The organism is Methylobacterium sp. CM6246 (assembly GCF_054818005.1).
In genome coordinates this window covers 3,984,192-4,000,347 of record NZ_JBTXKY010000001.1, presented here as the reverse complement: position 1 = coordinate 4,000,347, position 16,156 = coordinate 3,984,192, and the positions used below count along the sequence as shown (strand labels likewise).

General features: G+C 62.7%; 15 protein-coding genes. 8 read left to right on the top strand and 7 right to left on the bottom strand.

What is annotated here, in order from left to right:
• Window positions 1–281 precede the first annotated feature (281 nt).
• Entirely contained in the window at window positions 282–509 is a 228-nt protein-coding gene (locus ACYQPG_RS19490; RefSeq protein WP_461231513.1) for a hypothetical protein, read from the top strand.
• Between the two features lie 233 nt (window positions 510–742).
• A complete protein-coding gene (locus tag ACYQPG_RS19485) occupies window positions 743–2,170 on the top strand; it encodes a phosphomannomutase (RefSeq protein ID WP_461231512.1) in 1,428 nt (475 codons plus the stop codon).
• Between the two features lie 542 nt (window positions 2,171–2,712).
• Here ACYQPG_RS19485 and ACYQPG_RS19480 read toward each other — a convergent pair.
• Window positions 2,713–2,835 carry a hypothetical protein gene (locus ACYQPG_RS19480; protein ID WP_461231511.1) on the bottom strand — a complete coding sequence of 41 codons (123 nt, stop codon included), beginning with the start codon at window positions 2,833–2,835 and terminating at the stop codon, window positions 2,713–2,715.
• A gap of 522 nt (window positions 2,836–3,357) precedes the next feature.
• On the opposite strand from ACYQPG_RS19480, the gene ACYQPG_RS19475 reads away from it, so the two are divergent.
• Complete coding sequence (locus ACYQPG_RS19475; RefSeq protein ID WP_461231510.1) at window positions 3,358–5,517, top strand: Hint domain-containing protein; 2,160 nt, start codon at window positions 3,358–3,360, stop codon at window positions 5,515–5,517.
• A gap of 20 nt (window positions 5,518–5,537) precedes the next feature.
• Entirely contained in the window at window positions 5,538–5,867 is a 330-nt protein-coding gene (locus ACYQPG_RS19470; protein ID WP_461231509.1) for a hypothetical protein, read from the top strand.
• Window positions 5,868–5,952: 85 nt separating this feature from the next.
• Here ACYQPG_RS19470 and ACYQPG_RS19465 read toward each other — a convergent pair whose 3' ends face one another.
• Both ACYQPG_RS19465 and ACYQPG_RS19460 read right to left on the bottom strand, forming a co-directional pair.
• Complete coding sequence (locus tag ACYQPG_RS19465; protein ID WP_461231508.1) at window positions 5,953–6,345, bottom strand: HNH endonuclease signature motif containing protein; 393 nt, start codon at window positions 6,343–6,345, stop codon at window positions 5,953–5,955.
• The gene (locus ACYQPG_RS19460) at window positions 6,345–6,617 is read right to left on the bottom strand and encodes a hypothetical protein (RefSeq protein WP_461231507.1); all 273 of its coding nucleotides are present in this window, start codon (window positions 6,615–6,617) and stop codon (window positions 6,345–6,347) included. The genes ACYQPG_RS19465 and ACYQPG_RS19460 overlap by 1 nt, the downstream gene beginning before the upstream one ends.
• Before the next feature lie 1,362 nt (window positions 6,618–7,979).
• Between ACYQPG_RS19460 and ACYQPG_RS19455 the strand changes: the two genes are divergently transcribed.
• Window positions 7,980–8,303: a polyhydroxyalkanoic acid system family protein gene (locus ACYQPG_RS19455; protein ID WP_461231506.1), complete on the top strand. Its 324-nt coding sequence runs from the start codon at window positions 7,980–7,982 to the stop codon at window positions 8,301–8,303.
• Window positions 8,304–8,326: 23 nt separating this feature from the next.
• Here the strand turns inward: ACYQPG_RS19455 and ACYQPG_RS19450 are convergent, their stop codons facing one another.
• From ACYQPG_RS19450 to ACYQPG_RS19440, 3 genes are all read right to left on the bottom strand, one after another.
• Entirely contained in the window at window positions 8,327–9,571 is a 1,245-nt protein-coding gene (locus ACYQPG_RS19450; protein WP_461231505.1) for a capsule biosynthesis protein, read from the bottom strand.
• A 645-nt stretch (window positions 9,572–10,216) separates the two neighbouring features.
• The gene (locus ACYQPG_RS19445) at window positions 10,217–10,654 is read right to left on the bottom strand and encodes a response regulator (protein WP_461231504.1); all 438 of its coding nucleotides are present in this window, start codon (window positions 10,652–10,654) and stop codon (window positions 10,217–10,219) included.
• A 31-nt stretch (window positions 10,655–10,685) separates the two neighbouring features.
• Window positions 10,686–11,201: a GAF domain-containing protein gene (locus tag ACYQPG_RS19440; RefSeq protein WP_461231503.1), complete on the bottom strand. Its 516-nt coding sequence runs from the start codon at window positions 11,199–11,201 to the stop codon at window positions 10,686–10,688.
• Between the two features lie 924 nt (window positions 11,202–12,125).
• Here ACYQPG_RS19440 and ACYQPG_RS19435 point away from each other — a divergent pair.
• Window positions 12,126–13,319 carry a flagellin N-terminal helical domain-containing protein gene (locus ACYQPG_RS19435; RefSeq protein ID WP_461231502.1) on the top strand — a complete coding sequence of 398 codons (1,194 nt, stop codon included), beginning with the start codon at window positions 12,126–12,128 and terminating at the stop codon, window positions 13,317–13,319.
• Between the two features lie 806 nt (window positions 13,320–14,125).
• Here ACYQPG_RS19435 and ACYQPG_RS19430 read toward each other — a convergent pair.
• Window positions 14,126–14,569: a hypothetical protein gene (locus ACYQPG_RS19430; RefSeq protein WP_461231501.1), complete on the bottom strand. Its 444-nt coding sequence runs from the start codon at window positions 14,567–14,569 to the stop codon at window positions 14,126–14,128.
• 538 nt (window positions 14,570–15,107) lie between these two features.
• Between ACYQPG_RS19430 and ACYQPG_RS19425 the strand changes: the two genes are divergently transcribed.
• Together ACYQPG_RS19425 and ACYQPG_RS19420 are read left to right on the top strand one after the other, a co-directional pair.
• A complete protein-coding gene (locus tag ACYQPG_RS19425; RefSeq protein ID WP_461231500.1) occupies window positions 15,108–15,305 on the top strand; it encodes a hypothetical protein in 198 nt (65 codons plus the stop codon).
• A 194-nt stretch (window positions 15,306–15,499) separates the two neighbouring features.
• A complete protein-coding gene (locus ACYQPG_RS19420; protein WP_461231499.1) occupies window positions 15,500–15,922 on the top strand; it encodes a hypothetical protein in 423 nt (140 codons plus the stop codon).
• The last annotated feature ends 234 nt before the right edge of the window (window positions 15,923–16,156 follow it).

Genomic DNA, 16,156 nt, shown 5'->3' with positions numbered 1-16,156 from the left:
GCTTTTGGCGAAACGAACCCAACGAGACGTCGATAATCGACGCGGCCAAGGACCAGGCAGACCTTCACGATGGCCTGACCAGTCCACCGTGACCAGGATGTCGCGGCCTCGACCTCTCGACCAGCCCCTATGCGCCCCGATGGCGAGACCGAGCAGTCCCAGGGCACCTTCAAAAGCGCCCGGCGGATCCGAGGCCCGGCGTTACGCCGGATGACAGCGAAGCCTTGCGGTGCGAGGATATGCGGTGCGATTGATGCAGGACTGATGTGGAGGCGGCGCGGATGCTGAAGAGATTGCTCGCGCATGTTGCGCCGCTGCCCGTGCCCCCACCGCAGCCTGAGGCAGATAAGCAGCACGACAAGGAAGCCATGGAAGCCCACGCCTTCCTGAGCGCAGTTGCTGCTGCAATGCCGCGGATAAACCCGCCCAACGCTGCAAACGACGACCCTATGGAGAGTGTTCACAAGGTCGTCGAGTACGCCCTGGCGCAAACCGGCTACTTGCGCTGAAGGTATTCATCCGGTTTTTATGGCAGCGAATTGCTACGCGATCCGCGCGGCGAGATTGACTGCACATGGATAGAGATCGACTGTCTCAGTCGGGGAACAGTGCGACGGCGGTGTCGGGCACATGGGGGTCACGACGGCGTTGAAATCCCCCCGCCGGCAGGCGTTGAGAAAAGGGGCGATTCACGGCATCAGGCGTTGGAACAGATCTAACCGCTGGAGCCGATGGAAACGCCGTGAGCAGCTTGAAATTTGGCACCAGTGGCCTGCGAGGTCTCGTGACGGACCTAGTAGGCTGGCCGAGCTACGCATACGCCAGCGCGTTTTTCCGATCCGTCGCGGCAGATGGTGCCCTCCGTAAGGTGGTGATCGGCCGTGACCTGCGCGACAGCAGCCCAGGCATCGCCGCGACTGTGGCGAGCGCCGCCGCGGCATGCGGCTTCGAGGCGATCGACTGCGGCGCCCTCCCAACCCCAGCCCTCGCACTTGAAGCGATGCGGCGTGGAGCCCACGCCGTCATGGTTACCGGCAGTCACATCCCTGAGGATCGCAACGGTCTGAAATTCTATCGGCCCGACGGCGAGATCACCAAGGACGACGAGATCGCCATCCTGGCGGCGTTGGGGGATGTCACTGCGGTCGGTGAGATACCGACAGCAGTGCCAGCGATATTAGAACCCAACGCCATCGAGCGCTACCACCAGCGCTACAGCGACGCCTTCGCGCCCGAGATCCTGAAGGGCGTACGCATCGCGGTCTATCAGCAAAGTTCGGTCGCTCGCGACCTGCTGAGCGATCTGCTCGCGCGCTTCGGGGCGAGCGTTACGCCGATCGGTCGCTCGGACAAGTTCGTGCCGATCGATACCGAGGCGCATCGTCCCGAAGACATCGCGTTCATCCTGGACACGATGTCGTCCGGCGACTTCGACGCGCTGGTGACGACGGATGGCGACGCGGACCGGCCCCTGGTGGCCGATGGCACTGGGCGGATCGTGCGCGGGGATGTGCTCGGTCTGATCACCGCCCGCCACCTCGGCGCCGATACGGTCGTGGTCCCTGTGACCGCCGGTTCGGCGCTGGAGCAGTCCGGCGGCTTCAGCCGAGTCGTGCGGACCAAGGTCGGCTCGCCCTTCGTCATCGCCGGTATGGAACAGGCGAAGGAAGCCGGGGCGCAGGCCGTCGTGGGTTTCGAGGCGAACGGTGGGTTCCTGCTCGGATCGGATGTGTCTCTCGGGGGCAAGATTCTGTCCGCCTTGCCGACGCGGGACGCGATGCTCCCAATTCTGGCGACACTCGCCGCGGCACGCGCGGAGGGTATGCGGCTGACCGATCTCGTGACCTCGCTCGACGCGGGGGAGATGGCGAGCGACCGGCTGCCCAACACGCCGTCGGAGCAAAGCAGCGCCTTTCTCGAACGGCTCCGCGAGCCGAACTTCCGAGGCGAATTTCTCCGGTCGATCGGTTCGCCGCAATCGGTCGATGAGCAGGATGGGATCCGGATCGGCCTGAACGGCGGCCGGTCGATTCATTTCCGGGCCTCAGGCAACGCTCCTGAGCTACGCTGCTATGCCGAGGCCAAGTCCGCTCGCGACGCTCAAGCTCTCGTCCAGTGGGGACTGACAGCAGCGGCGGCCGCGATGGCGGGACGGCCCGACTACTCATAGCGGCCGAGACAGCCAGCGTGATCGAGATACCGCGTCGCGATACGTTCTCAGATCACCGGAGCGCAGAACCAACGCCCAACTCGCCGCCATAAGCCCGTTCTACCCGCGGCGTGGTCCGGGTTGGCGTCGAACGACGCGAGGCGGCCCCTCAGCTTATGATAGCCCGCATAACCGTGATGGGAAATGTGGGCTGCATCTGCTCCAGGGTTGAGACGTCATAGATGGCGCTCTCACGCATTTGCGAGCGCCGTTGCTGCCCCGCGACACAAGACGCATCGGCTTGGCTTAGTCTGTCTCTCCATTAAGGAGGACGCATACAGCATGGCCAACAAGCACTTTGTTCACGCCGCTCGGCATCAAACCGCAACCATCCGACTCGGCAGCTTCGCGTGCCTTGCTCGGTCCTGGCATTCAATGACGGCAGCGCTCATGTCCGCGTGCTTACAGCTGGCGGAATTCCCGAGCATTTAACCTTCCTGCGTGATGGCCAAGCGCAGCGTGCGCGGGTCGCCTTTCGCAAACAGGGTCCATTGGGCTTGGACCTATGGCTCGATCTCCAGGTAGCGCAGGATATCCGAGCCGCTTAAACACGTGACCAATGTCAGACTGAACTTAAGATCGATTTGACCGGGCGTCAGGAGCATGTGCGTGGTATCGATATCCATGCACATCACTCCAAAAAAAATGTTACAAATTATACAAATACTTATCGGTCTAGCTACAGAAATAGGCAGATCAAAGAAGCGAGCGCGATAACTTTTGATCGTGCAGGTGATCCGTACACAATCCTGGACAGCAATTCGGCAGGACAAAGTAATATTTCAGGTTATAGTTTGACCATGCGCCGGCTCATAGTCTGGTGGCATCGACGCGAAATTACCTCGGGCGCATCTTATCAATCCCGCTCAACACGCTGATGACACACGGCAATGGCTGCAATCATGCCGCCATCTTGGTGTACACCCGACAGCGCGGCGTAATTTTCCTACGCGATCAGCGTTCGTCATACAAAGCAGCGGCAAGCGATCGGCTCAGTCCTCGCTCTGACACACCCACTATGGCTGCCTGGGACCATCGACCACGAATCATAACGATGCATTAACCATTTAAGAATTATGCGTGCACTGCGACATCTGTAGATCAGTGCGTATTTCAGAGGACTATAGGCTCGAATCGGGGTTGAACTGATGGTCGATCTCTCCGGTTACCGCCTGACCTTCGACGACGAATTCAACACGCGCAGCATCTCGCAGAATGGCGTCGGCACCACGTACGCCGACATCCGATCGGAATGGCGCTTCGACGCCAACTCCGACATCGGCTTTGGACGCTCGTCATTCGTCGATTCCGCCTCAGGCTATGATCCCTTCAGTCTTCAAAACGGAGCGCTATCGATCACGGCAGCGCCGCCCGGTACGACGGCGTCGGGCTATCCCGGCAGCTGGGATTCGGGCCTGATCACCACTCAGGGCAACTTCTCGCAGACGTACGGCTATTTCGAAATTCGTGCCGATTTCTCGAATAACGCCAACGCCTGGGACGCGTTCTGGCTTCTACCCAACCAGCAGACGCCGGACCGGAACAACTCTGGCGGCCATCAAGAGCTTGATGTCGTCGAGCACTATGGCAACAACGACAAGGGTGTGTACAGCACGATACATACGACAGATGTACAAGGCAGCACGCCTTGGCAGGTCAATCGGCAAGTCTATAGCGAAATCCCTAATCCGTCTGGATATCATACGTACGGCGTGAACTGGCAGGCAGATAAGATCAGTTTCTACGTCGACGGTCAGTTCGCAGGGTCGCAGGCGACGCCGTCTGACTTACACAGCCCCATGTATCTGCTAGCTAATCTAGCCGTCCAGAGTAACGCTCCCGCGACGGGAAGTCCGTTTACGTCGAACATCGATTATATCCGGGTCTATTCTAACGCGACGAACGCGACCGCTGTCCCACAAGGTAGGGTTTCCTCCCCGGATGGAACCGATCCCGGCTTGTATGGGGCGACGGCCGCCGTACCGACCACTCCGGGCGCGGGCGCAGCGATACCAGCTTCGACGGGGGCGGTCGGGTCAACACCGCCGTCGACGGGTATATCAGGATCGGCCCCGGCCTCGACCGGCATGACGGGATCCGTGCCGACCACTCCGGGAGCGAACGCATCGATACCAGCTTCCACGGGGGCGGTCGGGTCAACACCGCCGTCGACGGGTATATCAGGATCGGCCCCGGCCTCGACCGGCATGACGGGATCCGTGCCAGCCGCGACCGCAAAGAGCGGTTCGACTCCCTCCTCGGTGGCAACGTCTGGAGCCACGCCGTCATCGGTGGCATCAGGTCCCTCGACGAGTGCGAGCGGATCAACGCCCGCCGCGACGGGGATGACCGGATCGGCATCCGCACCGCTGGGCACGCCGGAGACCGCGACGTCAGCCAATCCAGCACCTTGCTACTGCACCGACACGCACATCCTCACGATCCGCGGTGAGGTGGTAGTACAGGAGCTGGGTGTCGATGACATGGTGGTGACCGCTTCCGGCCAATCCCGCCCAGTGCGCTGGATCGGGAGCCGCCACTATCCCGAGCAAACCGCCCCGCGTGCCGACCGACCGGTGCGGATCAGAGCAGGTGCCCTGGCCGAAGGGGTCCCCGCGCGCGACTTATGGGTCTCACCTGACCACGCGCTGTTCGTCGACGACCTGTTCGTGGCCGCCGGCCACCTGGTCAACGGCCGGACCATCACGCGCGGCGAAGCGGTGGCGGATCTGACCTACTGGCATGTCGAACTCGACACTCACGACCTCCTGCTGGCGGAGAATACCCCGGCGGAGAGTTTCCTGGCCATGCCCGGCCTGTACCGGCACTTCGACGGTGAGCGAGCCGAACCGATCGCGCAGGTGACGTCAGCACCGTACGCCGAGCGGGCCCAGGAAGGCCCAAGACTGACAGCGCTGCGCCGGCGCCTCATCCTGCATGCCGGCCTATCGCTGGACCACCCGGGCCTCGGCGATCTCCGTGGCGAACTCGACCTCTGCGAAGTCTACGGCGGCAATCTGCGCGTCGCCGGCTGGGCGCGAGATGCGGCGCATCCAAACGGGCCGGTTTGCCTCGACGTGGTCGTAGACGGAACGGTTGCGGCGCTCACCCTAGCTGAGGTGTATCGGCCCGACCTCGCGGAGGCCGGGGTCGGCGACGGGAGGCACGGCTTCGATCTGGGTTTCGATGAGCCTCTGACGTCGGGGACAGCGCACACGATCGAAGTGCGCCGCTCGGCCGACGGCGCACCGATCGGTGCAATGCGAGTGGATGCGACGGGCGTCTGGAGCCGGACGCTGGTTGCCTGACCGGCCGGAGAAGGACCGCTATGGCGTTGCGCGGCAGCATCGATGTGCTCAGCCATCGGCGGATCGTCGGTTGGGCTTGGGAGACGGACGCGCCGGAAACACCGGTCGCCGTATTGATCGCAATCGACCGGCGTGTCCTGGGCCGGTGCAAGGCGGATTTGTTCCGTGAAGATCTGGCAGTACACGGCATCGGGACAGGCCGGTGCGGTTTTGCGATGAGCATAACGGCAGCCCTGCTATCACCACACCACGGGTACGAGATCAGCGCCCGGCGGGAGGGCGATGGGACTCATCTACCCGACTCGCCCTATGTGCTCGCGCCGGCGATCGGAATCGTCGGCGAGCCATAGCGCTTTGCCAAAGCCAGAAAGTTCAACCCGGCCGCACCCATTGAATGGTCCTGCGGCGATCCCGGGCATGGAGCGGGCTGGAGCACTATCGATCTCGCCTATCCAGCCGCTCACCTGTGTCTCGCCGGACGACACCACCACCGATCAGTCGCTTGAATGGGCTGGCCTTGCCGCCCGGAAGCGAACGGCGATGCGCATCTGTGATGCCTGCATGCCGGTCACGCACGCGGCGAACCCACGCGATCACGCCGACGTCGATCACCGTCTTGGCCGCGTGACAGGGCCTGCACAGCACCTGGCAGTTGTCGAGCGACGCATCCTCGGTCAACGCTGCTGGCACGATGTGATCGTAGTGGAACCGCCCAACGTGCAGGGCGCATGGGCAGCGGCTGCCATCGGTCAGCACACCCTCGCATCGCCCCATCGCTCGGGCGAGGGCAGCGCGCAGGACAGCTTTGCTGAATTCCCGGCGGGGCATCACACCCCTCCCACGTCAGCAGTCGGGATCGGACCACCCAGATCGGCGGCGATCGCCGCGCGTTCAGGTCCGCTCTCGGCCAGTCGATAGGTATGCAGTTCACTCGCCCCGCGTGTCGCGCAGGCGGCGAGCCACCCGAGAAAACCCGGATCGCCGGCTGGGCAGACGCGAACAGCGGCAATCGAGGCCTGTCCCTGCTCGTCGCGGCCCACGGCCAAGACGACCGCAGGATCTTCGGCGACGAGATCGACGGTATCGAGCGGCTGCACCACGACGACGTAGCGTCGGCCCGAGTGCCCCCGCCAAGCGCTCATAGCGAGGACAGGCGCGCCCCGTAAGCCCGTGCTCGTGCGTAGACGCTCCTCGCGAATCGCCGAGCGTGCCACTCGGTCGGACTTCAGCTCGCGCAGTGCGGCCGCCCAAGAGATGCTGCGATTGGACATGCCCGCCCTTACGCCGAGATCGGGGAGGGCGGTGCCAAGCGGTGGTCCGATATCCGACAGCTGCACAGTCTCAGCCTTGGGCGATCGAGCGGGGATGGGGGGAGGAGAAGGGTAAAATCGGGGAGATACATGACACGCACCGAGTTCGCGGCGGGATCGGCCCCGCCACTGCCCCGACCCCGCACGCAGCCCGGTAGGCCTGCAGGGTGATGTCATCCTTCAAATGTCCCGCCCCGCTTGCGGGCGGCGTCCCTCAAGCGAACGGAGCTTTGGCGCTCACGTCCGCCGGTCGGTCTTTGAGCGATTGAGTGTCATACGAACCAGACACCTCCCGGTGCAGGATGGTTATAAGGTATAGATGAATAGCATGCCCGGGTCTAAGCCTTGAGTATGATCACATCGATGGCCAAAACCAGCTCGATACGCCGGAATGATTGTTCTAGCACTCCGCTGCGTGCCAGTAGGTAACGCTCGTCTAAGGAGACTTGCTCATAAATTTCATGTCCCGAGTCGCGTAGTGGGCTTTTTCGTGGCCCACTGAGTAACGCTCCATTCGTCCGAGCAGTCCAGTGGAATATGCCCGCCTCGTTCAGGAAATTAGCGATGGCAATCTTACCTCCCCAATCGATCCAAATAACCAGTAATCAGTTCAAACATCGTCTCGCCGACGCCGATTCGTCAGGCGAGCCGACCTGCCGCCACGGATCAACTCCAACCCGCCTCAATCCAGTCGCGGTGCGACGCGCAGGCAACAATCCAAGGCCTGGGCATGACGACCATTTTCCTACTCACTGCCGGCGTCCGTGACAGGGGGGCGCAAAAGGCAGCAACCGACTTTCGGCTCGTCACACGGAATGCCGCCCCGGAATCGTGCAGGGCAAGGCATGCATCGACGGGGTCCGCGTCGGTCACAGCATGTGACGGCGGCGGGCAAGCAGCTTGACCGACCGACCGTGATGCGAGCGAACAGGTGCTGTGATGAAAAGCCCGCCTCAGCGTGCGCTGAACGAGCTAAGCTCGTAAGCTGAGGGGTATATCGGCACGGAACCCGGTCTCGGTTCTGTGACCCATGCGTCCGCGGCAAATCTCGAACCACCTCCGCGGGGTGGTCTGGAAGGGAAGCGTCTTGCGATGGTGACCGGCGCTTAACCCGCGCTCGCCACTTTGCAAACGACCATCATGGGAAGGCATATGCCGAAGCACATCACCATCGCGATCCCACACGATCTCGGCGCCGCAGAAGTGATCCGTCGCCTGGACCAACGGACCGATTGGGCGGTGCAGCGGTTGAAGCGCGAGAACATCTCCGTCACGATGACAGAGTGGGTCGAGGACCGGAGGGCATTCACGGCGCGCGCTCTTGGACAGGACGTCCGAGGTAACATCGTCGTGGCGGGCGACACCTTGCTGCTCGAAGCCAAGATGCCCTGGACCATAGGCGTGTTTGCACCTGCGATCGAGGCGGCAGCCAAGCATTACGGGGCACGGCTACTCGCCACAGCCGAGGCTGCCTAAAACCTCCGAATGCCTGGCCTCAATCAGCTAACCATTGTTTTGCGGGCAAACATCGCAGCCGCAAACAAAACAGCGGATCCTGCGGCGATCAGGCTTATCATCAACAGGCGCCGAGGCTCCGTGGCGGAATCTGCCTTTATCGGTGCAGTGATCATGTTGAAGAACTGCGGCTGCCGAGCGACCAAGATGCGTGCTCGGTCAAACGCCTTCCGAACCTCTTCGGCGTATTTGACTGCGCTTTTCCGCTCATGATCGAGGGCCTCGAACCGCGTCAGTGCGCTTGCGAGCTGACGTTTCTGGCTTGGATCCTGGCCTGTAGCCTGCCGTTCGATTCGAGCGATGTTGTCATCGAGATCTCTGATCTGCTGCTTGATATCGATGATCCGACGAGACTCTGGGCCGAGATCTCGCTGGCCGATCGAGAGCTGAACGGCCAAGTTGATGCGGGAGCCTCGCAGCTCTGAGACGAGCTTGAGATTGGCCTCGTTGGATTTTTGAGCATCGAGCAGGCCTTCGCGATTGCGCAGATCCGTTTGAGCGAGGTCAAGCTTAGCGACGCGATCCTCAGCGATCTTCAGTTCACGCGTGCTCTCAACCAAGGCATCCTCACGTGCCCTCAAACTGAGGTTGCCCAGCATCTGCTCGGCATCATTCAGGATCGCTTGTGTGATCGCCAGGGACTCGTCTGGATCAAACGCCTCTACCGTCAGTCCCATGATGCCCGAGGCGGACTCGACATCGATGGACACCCGCCGCTTCCAGTAGCGAAGAGCTTTCTCAATCGGCTTCTCAGGGTTGAGCCGGGACGCGAAATCGACGCTGTCGCGGCCGAACCATTCGCGGATCGGCAGCTGGGCCTCGATCTGCTCAAGCATCGGCCGGCTAAGGATGTACTCCTGGGTGATCAGCGTGTCTTGCGCGATCGTCGAACTCACCACGCCGACACTGGTGCCAACCGCATCGGGCGCCGCCTTATCGGCCGTGCCGACCGAGGGGCGGATTGCGAACTTCACCTCGGTCACGTACCGATCCGACGCGATCAGGCCATAGTACAGCGCCCCAACCAGCGTCGGCAGCACGAAGCAGACCACGAACAGGATCAGGATCCAGGGATCGCTTTTGACGTGGCTCTGGTAGGACGTCACACCCTTCTTGCGGTCCCGGAAGCTGGGAACGTTTGGTAACCGCTGCAGGACCTTGGCGATCGCTTTTTGATTCTGAGGGGCGGCGATGGGCTGTCCGCCGGCCTTCCGAGCTTCCATATTCATGGACCAGTCCCTGGCGCTGGCGATCCGCGAGGTTTCGAGACTCGGCCGGATACCGGCGGCCTCAGTGCGGCTGTGCGCATGGGCAGTCCCATCAGCTCGCGGCAAAAGCATGTCGGCCCTAGCGCGATCAGGTCCGCGCCGATCTCGATGGCGTGATGGATCTCCGGGATGGTCAGGAGCTCGCTCATGGATGTGAAACGCAGAGCGACATTCTCGCCGTCACCGTTTCCCAGGCATCCTGGTCCGGGACAATCCCTGCGAAGCCGTACTCGGCCGGACCCGATCGATCAGTACCTCTGCGGCCGTCGCGGTCAAAGGCTAGGCCTTCGCGCTCCGCCTCACCATGGCCTACCCGCCTTGATGTCGGGGAAGCCGCCCCCGGATGAAGGATTGGCCAGAAAATGTCGGAACGGCTCTCGAGGCGATGCGCGGCACCGACCGACCCGAGGCGTTGGTTGGTTATACCCGGGTCGTTGACGATACGAAGACCGAGGCAGTACGGCAGCGTGTCGGTCGTGGTTCAGAGGCCTGGGTCAGAGACCAAGCTTGGCCCGCTCGCCTCTGGTAGCCCGCTCGAAGGCGCGGTCATGAACCGAGGTGGACGTTGACGCGGGCAATTCGATGTCGCCACGAACGCCCGCTCGGCTAATCCATCACCACGATGGTCGGCCGTGAGTGATCCCACTTGCCGTGAGGAAACGCGTGCTTCCTCTCCACCGCAGCAGCGATCTGCGCGCTCAGATCGGCTGGCGTAAACGGCTTCAACAGCACGCCATCGACGCCGGCCTCGCCCGCCGCTTCCACCATCTCGCCAGTTCGCGAGGTGGTCATCACGAACGTCAGCGCCCGATTGTCCGTCAGCCTCCGTACCAGCATGATAAATGCGGTGACGCGCATCGGACCGACCCGCGCGTCGATCACCGCGATATCAGGTGCGGTCGCCTCGATCTGCCCGCGTGCGGTGAGGGTGTCGAAGGCGACATCCGAATTCGTCAGACCGGCTGAGCCGAAAATTTTGGCCACGAGGCGCGCGACCGCCACCTGACCATCGACGATGAGAACACGTGCGTCCGAGCGTAGCATCGCTCAAGCCTCCTGTCGCAGCGAGGCGAACTCAGACACGCTGATGTCCGGCAGAACGCGCGGCTTGCCGGACCCAAATCTCGCCCGCGACCCGGTCAGCCAAATGTCGCAACGTGGGGACGTCGATCTCATCCGTGGCGCGCGGGCGCCGATCGATGATGCACAGCGCACCGAGACGGATGCCATCTCCGTAGTAGAGCGGAGCCCCCGCGTAGAACCGCACATGCGGTGGTCCGACCACGAGCGGATTCGAGGCAAACCGCGAATCTTGCCGCGCATCGGGAACGATCAAGACCACGTCCTGTGCGACTACATAATTGCAGAATGACGCGTCTCGCGTCGTCTCACAAATGTCCAAGCCGACGCGAGACTTGAACCACTGCCGCCGCGCGTCGAGCAGCGTGATAAGCGCGACCGGCGCGTCGAAGGTCAGGGCGGCTTCTCGGCAAAGATCGTCAAAAGCGGGATCTTGCGGCGTATCGAGTAGGTCGAGATTTTCCAAAACGGCGAGGCGTTCAAGTTCATTAGCGGGAACAGGATACGTCATGCTGCAGAACTCGAACCGCGATCGTGCTCGACCGGGTCTGGGTCAATAGGGATAAGAATCAGTTAGGCGTTCCGAGGCGGCGACCTCGGCCTAACGACAAACTGATTGACGACGTCAACCAGGACCCAGAGCGACAGATGACGGAGCCTGAGGGAGGTCTGGAGGCAGAGAACCACTGATCACTGCCGACAAGCGTCCAGCCTTTATTTTATCCAGAATCCCGTCGGAATTGCAGTGACGTGGGCTTTTTCCTCCCAGCGACGGAGGCCGAACTCACCAATCGTCGCCTGAAACGCCGCTCGTGGTTGCGATTTTGAGTTTGACGCAGACGATAGCTGATGCGGTTCAGACGAGGTGGGCGTTGCGGCACACCCAGGTCCTTCCTCAGGCGCCTCGATACCCGCTTTTGCCGTTGCCCTTGGTACTCTCGTGCTGCGGCTCCTCGTACTCCTTGTCGTCAAAGGCACCCATATCGCCGGGCTCGGACTCGCCCGGCGATCGAGGCCCCTGCGGTCGCACGGCGACGTCACTCGGGGGATGGGGGCGAGCGTTAGAAGGAGCCTCTGTGACTACCTCTTGAGCTGGGGTTGGTTCGGTACGACTCATCGCACGCTCTCGATCCATTGCGCTCCAGTTTGAAAAAGGAACTCAGGGTGACGTGGTTCCGAAACGGCAGATGGCCGTCAGCCGTAATCCGGCGCACCTTTGCCCTCGCCTTACGGGACCGCGGGCACCAGGCAGCGATAGCGGCGCAGCTCCTCCAACGCCATCGCCCGAGCAGCGATCGAGGGAGAGAGGCCCGTACAAGCAGCACCTCGCCCCGGACCATCCAGCGAAGAGTTTCTTGGAGTGCGACCGCAATAAGATTTCATTCATCCTATCGTGCAAAAAAGCAGTGCACGCTCAATGATGGATGCGTAACCAATGTCTTCTAGCGTCACGCTTACCGCGGCCACCCGCCAAAACCTGCTCTCGCTGCAGGATACCGCTGCGCTGACCGCGACCACCCAGAACCGGCTCTCCACCGGCCTGAAGGTCTCCTCGGCCCTCGACAACCCGGTCAACTTCTTCACCTCGCAGTCCCTCAGCCAGCGCTCGGGCGACCTCGGCAACCTGCTCGACGGCATCTCGAACGGGATCCAGTCGATCCAGGCCGCCAACCAGGGCATCACCTCGATCCAGAAGCTGGTCGATCAGGCCAAGTCGGTCGCCAACCAAGCGCTGTCCACCCAGATCACCACCACCGGCACCGCCTCGACCGCCTACTCTGCTCCGGCCGCTGCAACCACCCTGAACCTCTACGTCAACGGCTCGGCGACCACCGTCGCGCTGGCCACGGCCGACACCCTCGACCAGGCCTTGACCAAGCTCAACGCCGCGGTCGGCGCCGGCAGCTTCTCGAAGAGCACTGACGGCACCAAGATCGTGATGAACGCGTCCTCGGACGTGGAATTCAAGACCTCGGCCGACCAGACCGCACTCGGCTTTGCCGGCGGTACGGCCTCCTCCGGACCGACCTACGGTACCACCTCCGCGGCCGGCCAGAGTTCGGACCTCAGCGTGTCGGGCGTCACAGCCCGGGCGACGCTCGCGACGCAGTACAACAGCCTGCTGACCCAGATCGATCAGCTCGCTGGCGATTCGAGCTTCAACGGCACGAACCTGATCAACGGCAAGAGCGACAACAACAACCTGACGATCAACTTCAACCCGAAGGGCAACTCGAACCTCACGGTCACCGCGACCGACGAGACCTCGGGTGGCCTGGGGCTGACCTCGATCACCAGTACCTCGACGAAGACGTCGACGATCGGGCAGGGCAACTTCCTGCTCAACGCCGACATCAACACGACCCTGAACAAGCTCACGACCGCCTCCAGCCAGCTGCGGACGGACTCGTCGACCTTCGGTTCGAACCTGTCGGTGGTGCAGAACCGTCAGGACTTCACTAAGAACTTGGTCAACGTGCTCGACACTGGCTCATCGAACCTGACGTCCGCTGACTTGAACGCTGAAGCTGCGAACTCGCAAGCCCTGTCCACCCGTCAGTCGCTGGGCATCTCGGCCCTGTCGCTGGCGAACCAGGCGCAGCAGGGCATCCTGCAGCTCCTGCGCTAAGCGTCCGCTGCATCGTAGACGTCGCGGCTGGGGTCATCCCCAGCCGTTTCGCGTTGCGTGCGTGCTCGTATCGGCGCCTCGGCGTGGCGTATCTCGACAGGATGACCATCGAGGTGGGTACTTGGACGGCGCTCAGAAGGTCGCCGACGTGGACCTGGAAGGGGGCCTAATCCCGTGCCATGAAGCCGGTCGGCAACGACGAGACCGACGGCAAGTGGCGCGAGCGGTTCAAGCACGCACAGATGTCTTGGCTGCGCGTGTGGGGCACCGAGCCGCGACCTGGCGGCGGCGCCGCGGGTCCGGCGCCGCCCCGGATCAGGAGACGCCGGGGATCTGCATCCACCTTCGATCGCGTCTTATCCGTGATCTTTGCCGGCCGCCGCGGAAGCGTGCGTGGGAATGTCTCGCGGCGCTACCACTGTGCTTGCTGTCCCGAGGAATGCCATGCCGAGGCAGGCGAACCCCAATGCTTTCATGCGGCGAGAGGGATCTCGAACTGCGCGTTCGTGAGCTAGCACGTCGTACGCTGCAGCCCGATTTGAGTTGGCACGATCGTTGAGCATGACGCCCTCCGTCCACCCCGCAGAAATACGGGCTCGGATGAGGGCTAAATGGTCTGACCTACAGGGCGATGTCCTGTTCGTTGCAGCCGAAATCCACCCGGCCAAATCGTCTGTTGCGGCAACCCGCCGGGCGTTCCGCTTCGAGCCGCGCCCCCCCCCAAGCCGCGGGCCAGCAGCATGCCTGAGCCCATAATGATCAGCGCGGGACCATCGAGGTCGATCACCCCTCGCGGGTGGACCGCGTCACTGGAGGGAACGTCCCTCCGGTGCCATTGAGCGTCCGGCATCGAGAAGAGCGCGAACCTTGCGCATCGCATGCAGCATGATGTCGGGGCGGGCGACCTCGCTCGCGTGCTCAGCAGCGAAGCTGTCCAGCGCTTCCGTGATTTGGTTCTCGATCTCGTCCATCAGGGCGAGACCGTCCGATCCCTCACGACGCAGGTGCGCCCCCGCGAGCGTCAGGTAGGCCGCGCTGGCAAGGAGAAACGCCACACCATTCGCCTCCTGCGCAGCGGCAGAGGGTGGCTCATCGCGGCTTGTATTGTCAGCCGACCGGTCATCAATCATCAGAATGCACTCCTCGTGTTCGTTCAGAGAGCGTAAGTGCCAATCACCATGCGGCACGCAGCCGTGAATATTGCGCAAAAGATCGATATTTATTGACGTCAATACAATACGAAGGCTCATGCCTGCCTTCGTAAGACAACTTTTGGTTGTGGCGACGAAGTCATGGGCGCGGGGTTAGTTCGTCGCGGCAAAAGACGCCCGCGGCTGAGACCTTCAGCGCCGCCGACCCGGCCGATTGCGCTGAGCGAGAGGTCCGCCAGCGGCTACGCGCTGATCCTCGAAGGGTAGAGATCGGAAGCAGGACCCAGCAACTTGCCGACTGCTACAGCGCACTCATGCACGCGATCGTGGAAGCTCCGTGCGGAAGCCGACAGCGAGGACGCGAGCAAAGACGTGTTGGCGCCTTGCCAGGCGTGAACCCGTGACTTCGGTTCCGCTCCGCTACTGCAGATGGACGCGCGCGAGGGCCATCTGGTGCGCCCGGCATACTGCGGTCGAGAGTGGTCCGGGCCGGTCATCTCGGACGCTCACCAACGATCGATCGCATGCCACAGCCAAGGCATCGAGCGCTGCCGACGCAGATGCCATCAAAGCCAGGGTCAGAGCCGAGCCGACGGAGATCAAAGCAAAGATCGTTGCGAGGGTTTGGGGAGCTGTCATGGCGAACCTCCTCAGTTTCCAGTGGATCGCCGTCAGTATTTGGGATGTGAGAAGCCGCAATGCCGTGCGGATCAGCACTCGTCTCAACCGCCGCGCAGACGCTTCGCAAAACGGGTGCTTCATGTTCGTCACGGCCGAGGTGCTCAACATCGCGGCGGCGGCATGCGCGCGACGGCTGACTGATGGCGAGCCATAGCCGCCCGCATGCGTGCCTTTCGACAGGACGGGTGCCGATACGGCTGGCGACGCGAAGGCAATCTGATCGTGCGGCCTGGTAGACGCTTGCAAGTCGTTGAAGAACGCGATCGCTGCCCGAAATGCGGAGCGACGCGTCAGGAGACTGTCTTCCGATCACGCGCCGCTAGCTAGTCGGGCGACACGTCGGTCGGGATGGACCGACACAGCTCCGAGATCTGGGCCACCGTCCGGCGCTACGGTGCCGGCGAGTTCGCCCACATGGAGAGCGACACCCAGGCCGCGACCTACTTCATCATACGCGACCGGTGGATCCCGTTTCTGCTCGCGATGCCCGCTCCGAAGGCAGCTGAGCTCACGAAGACCGAGACCGGCGCCGATCGATCCGCCTCGGCCGTCGAAACCGCTCGAGAGCCGGCGTGCCGATCTCGCTGGCAGGCGCGGGCCCTCATTATCGAGGCGCAGTTCGAAGTGGTCGAGGTCGGAATCGTGGTGTTCGAGGACGAGCCCCTGGCCAACACCGTCCCGCCGGGGGCGAGCATCGCCTTCGGCGAGGTCCTGCCCGAGAACATGCGGCTGGCCCGTGAGAAGACCGCGCTTGATCGGTCCGCTGTTTGAAAAAGACAGCGCTACTCGTGTCGCAGGGGCCGCCTTCAAAAAATCCACGCCCGCTCGCGCGACTCCGGGGGGATGTTGCGCAGCGGGCGTGGATCGCCAGGAGCTGCCCAGCCCGCTGACGTCACCGTGCTAAAAGACTTTGATACGCGGCACTATATCTTGGGTTGGATCACTCTCGATTCAGTGCGGCACACCAAACGCAGATCCTGCGGGATTGGTCGGCGTCGCGGACGA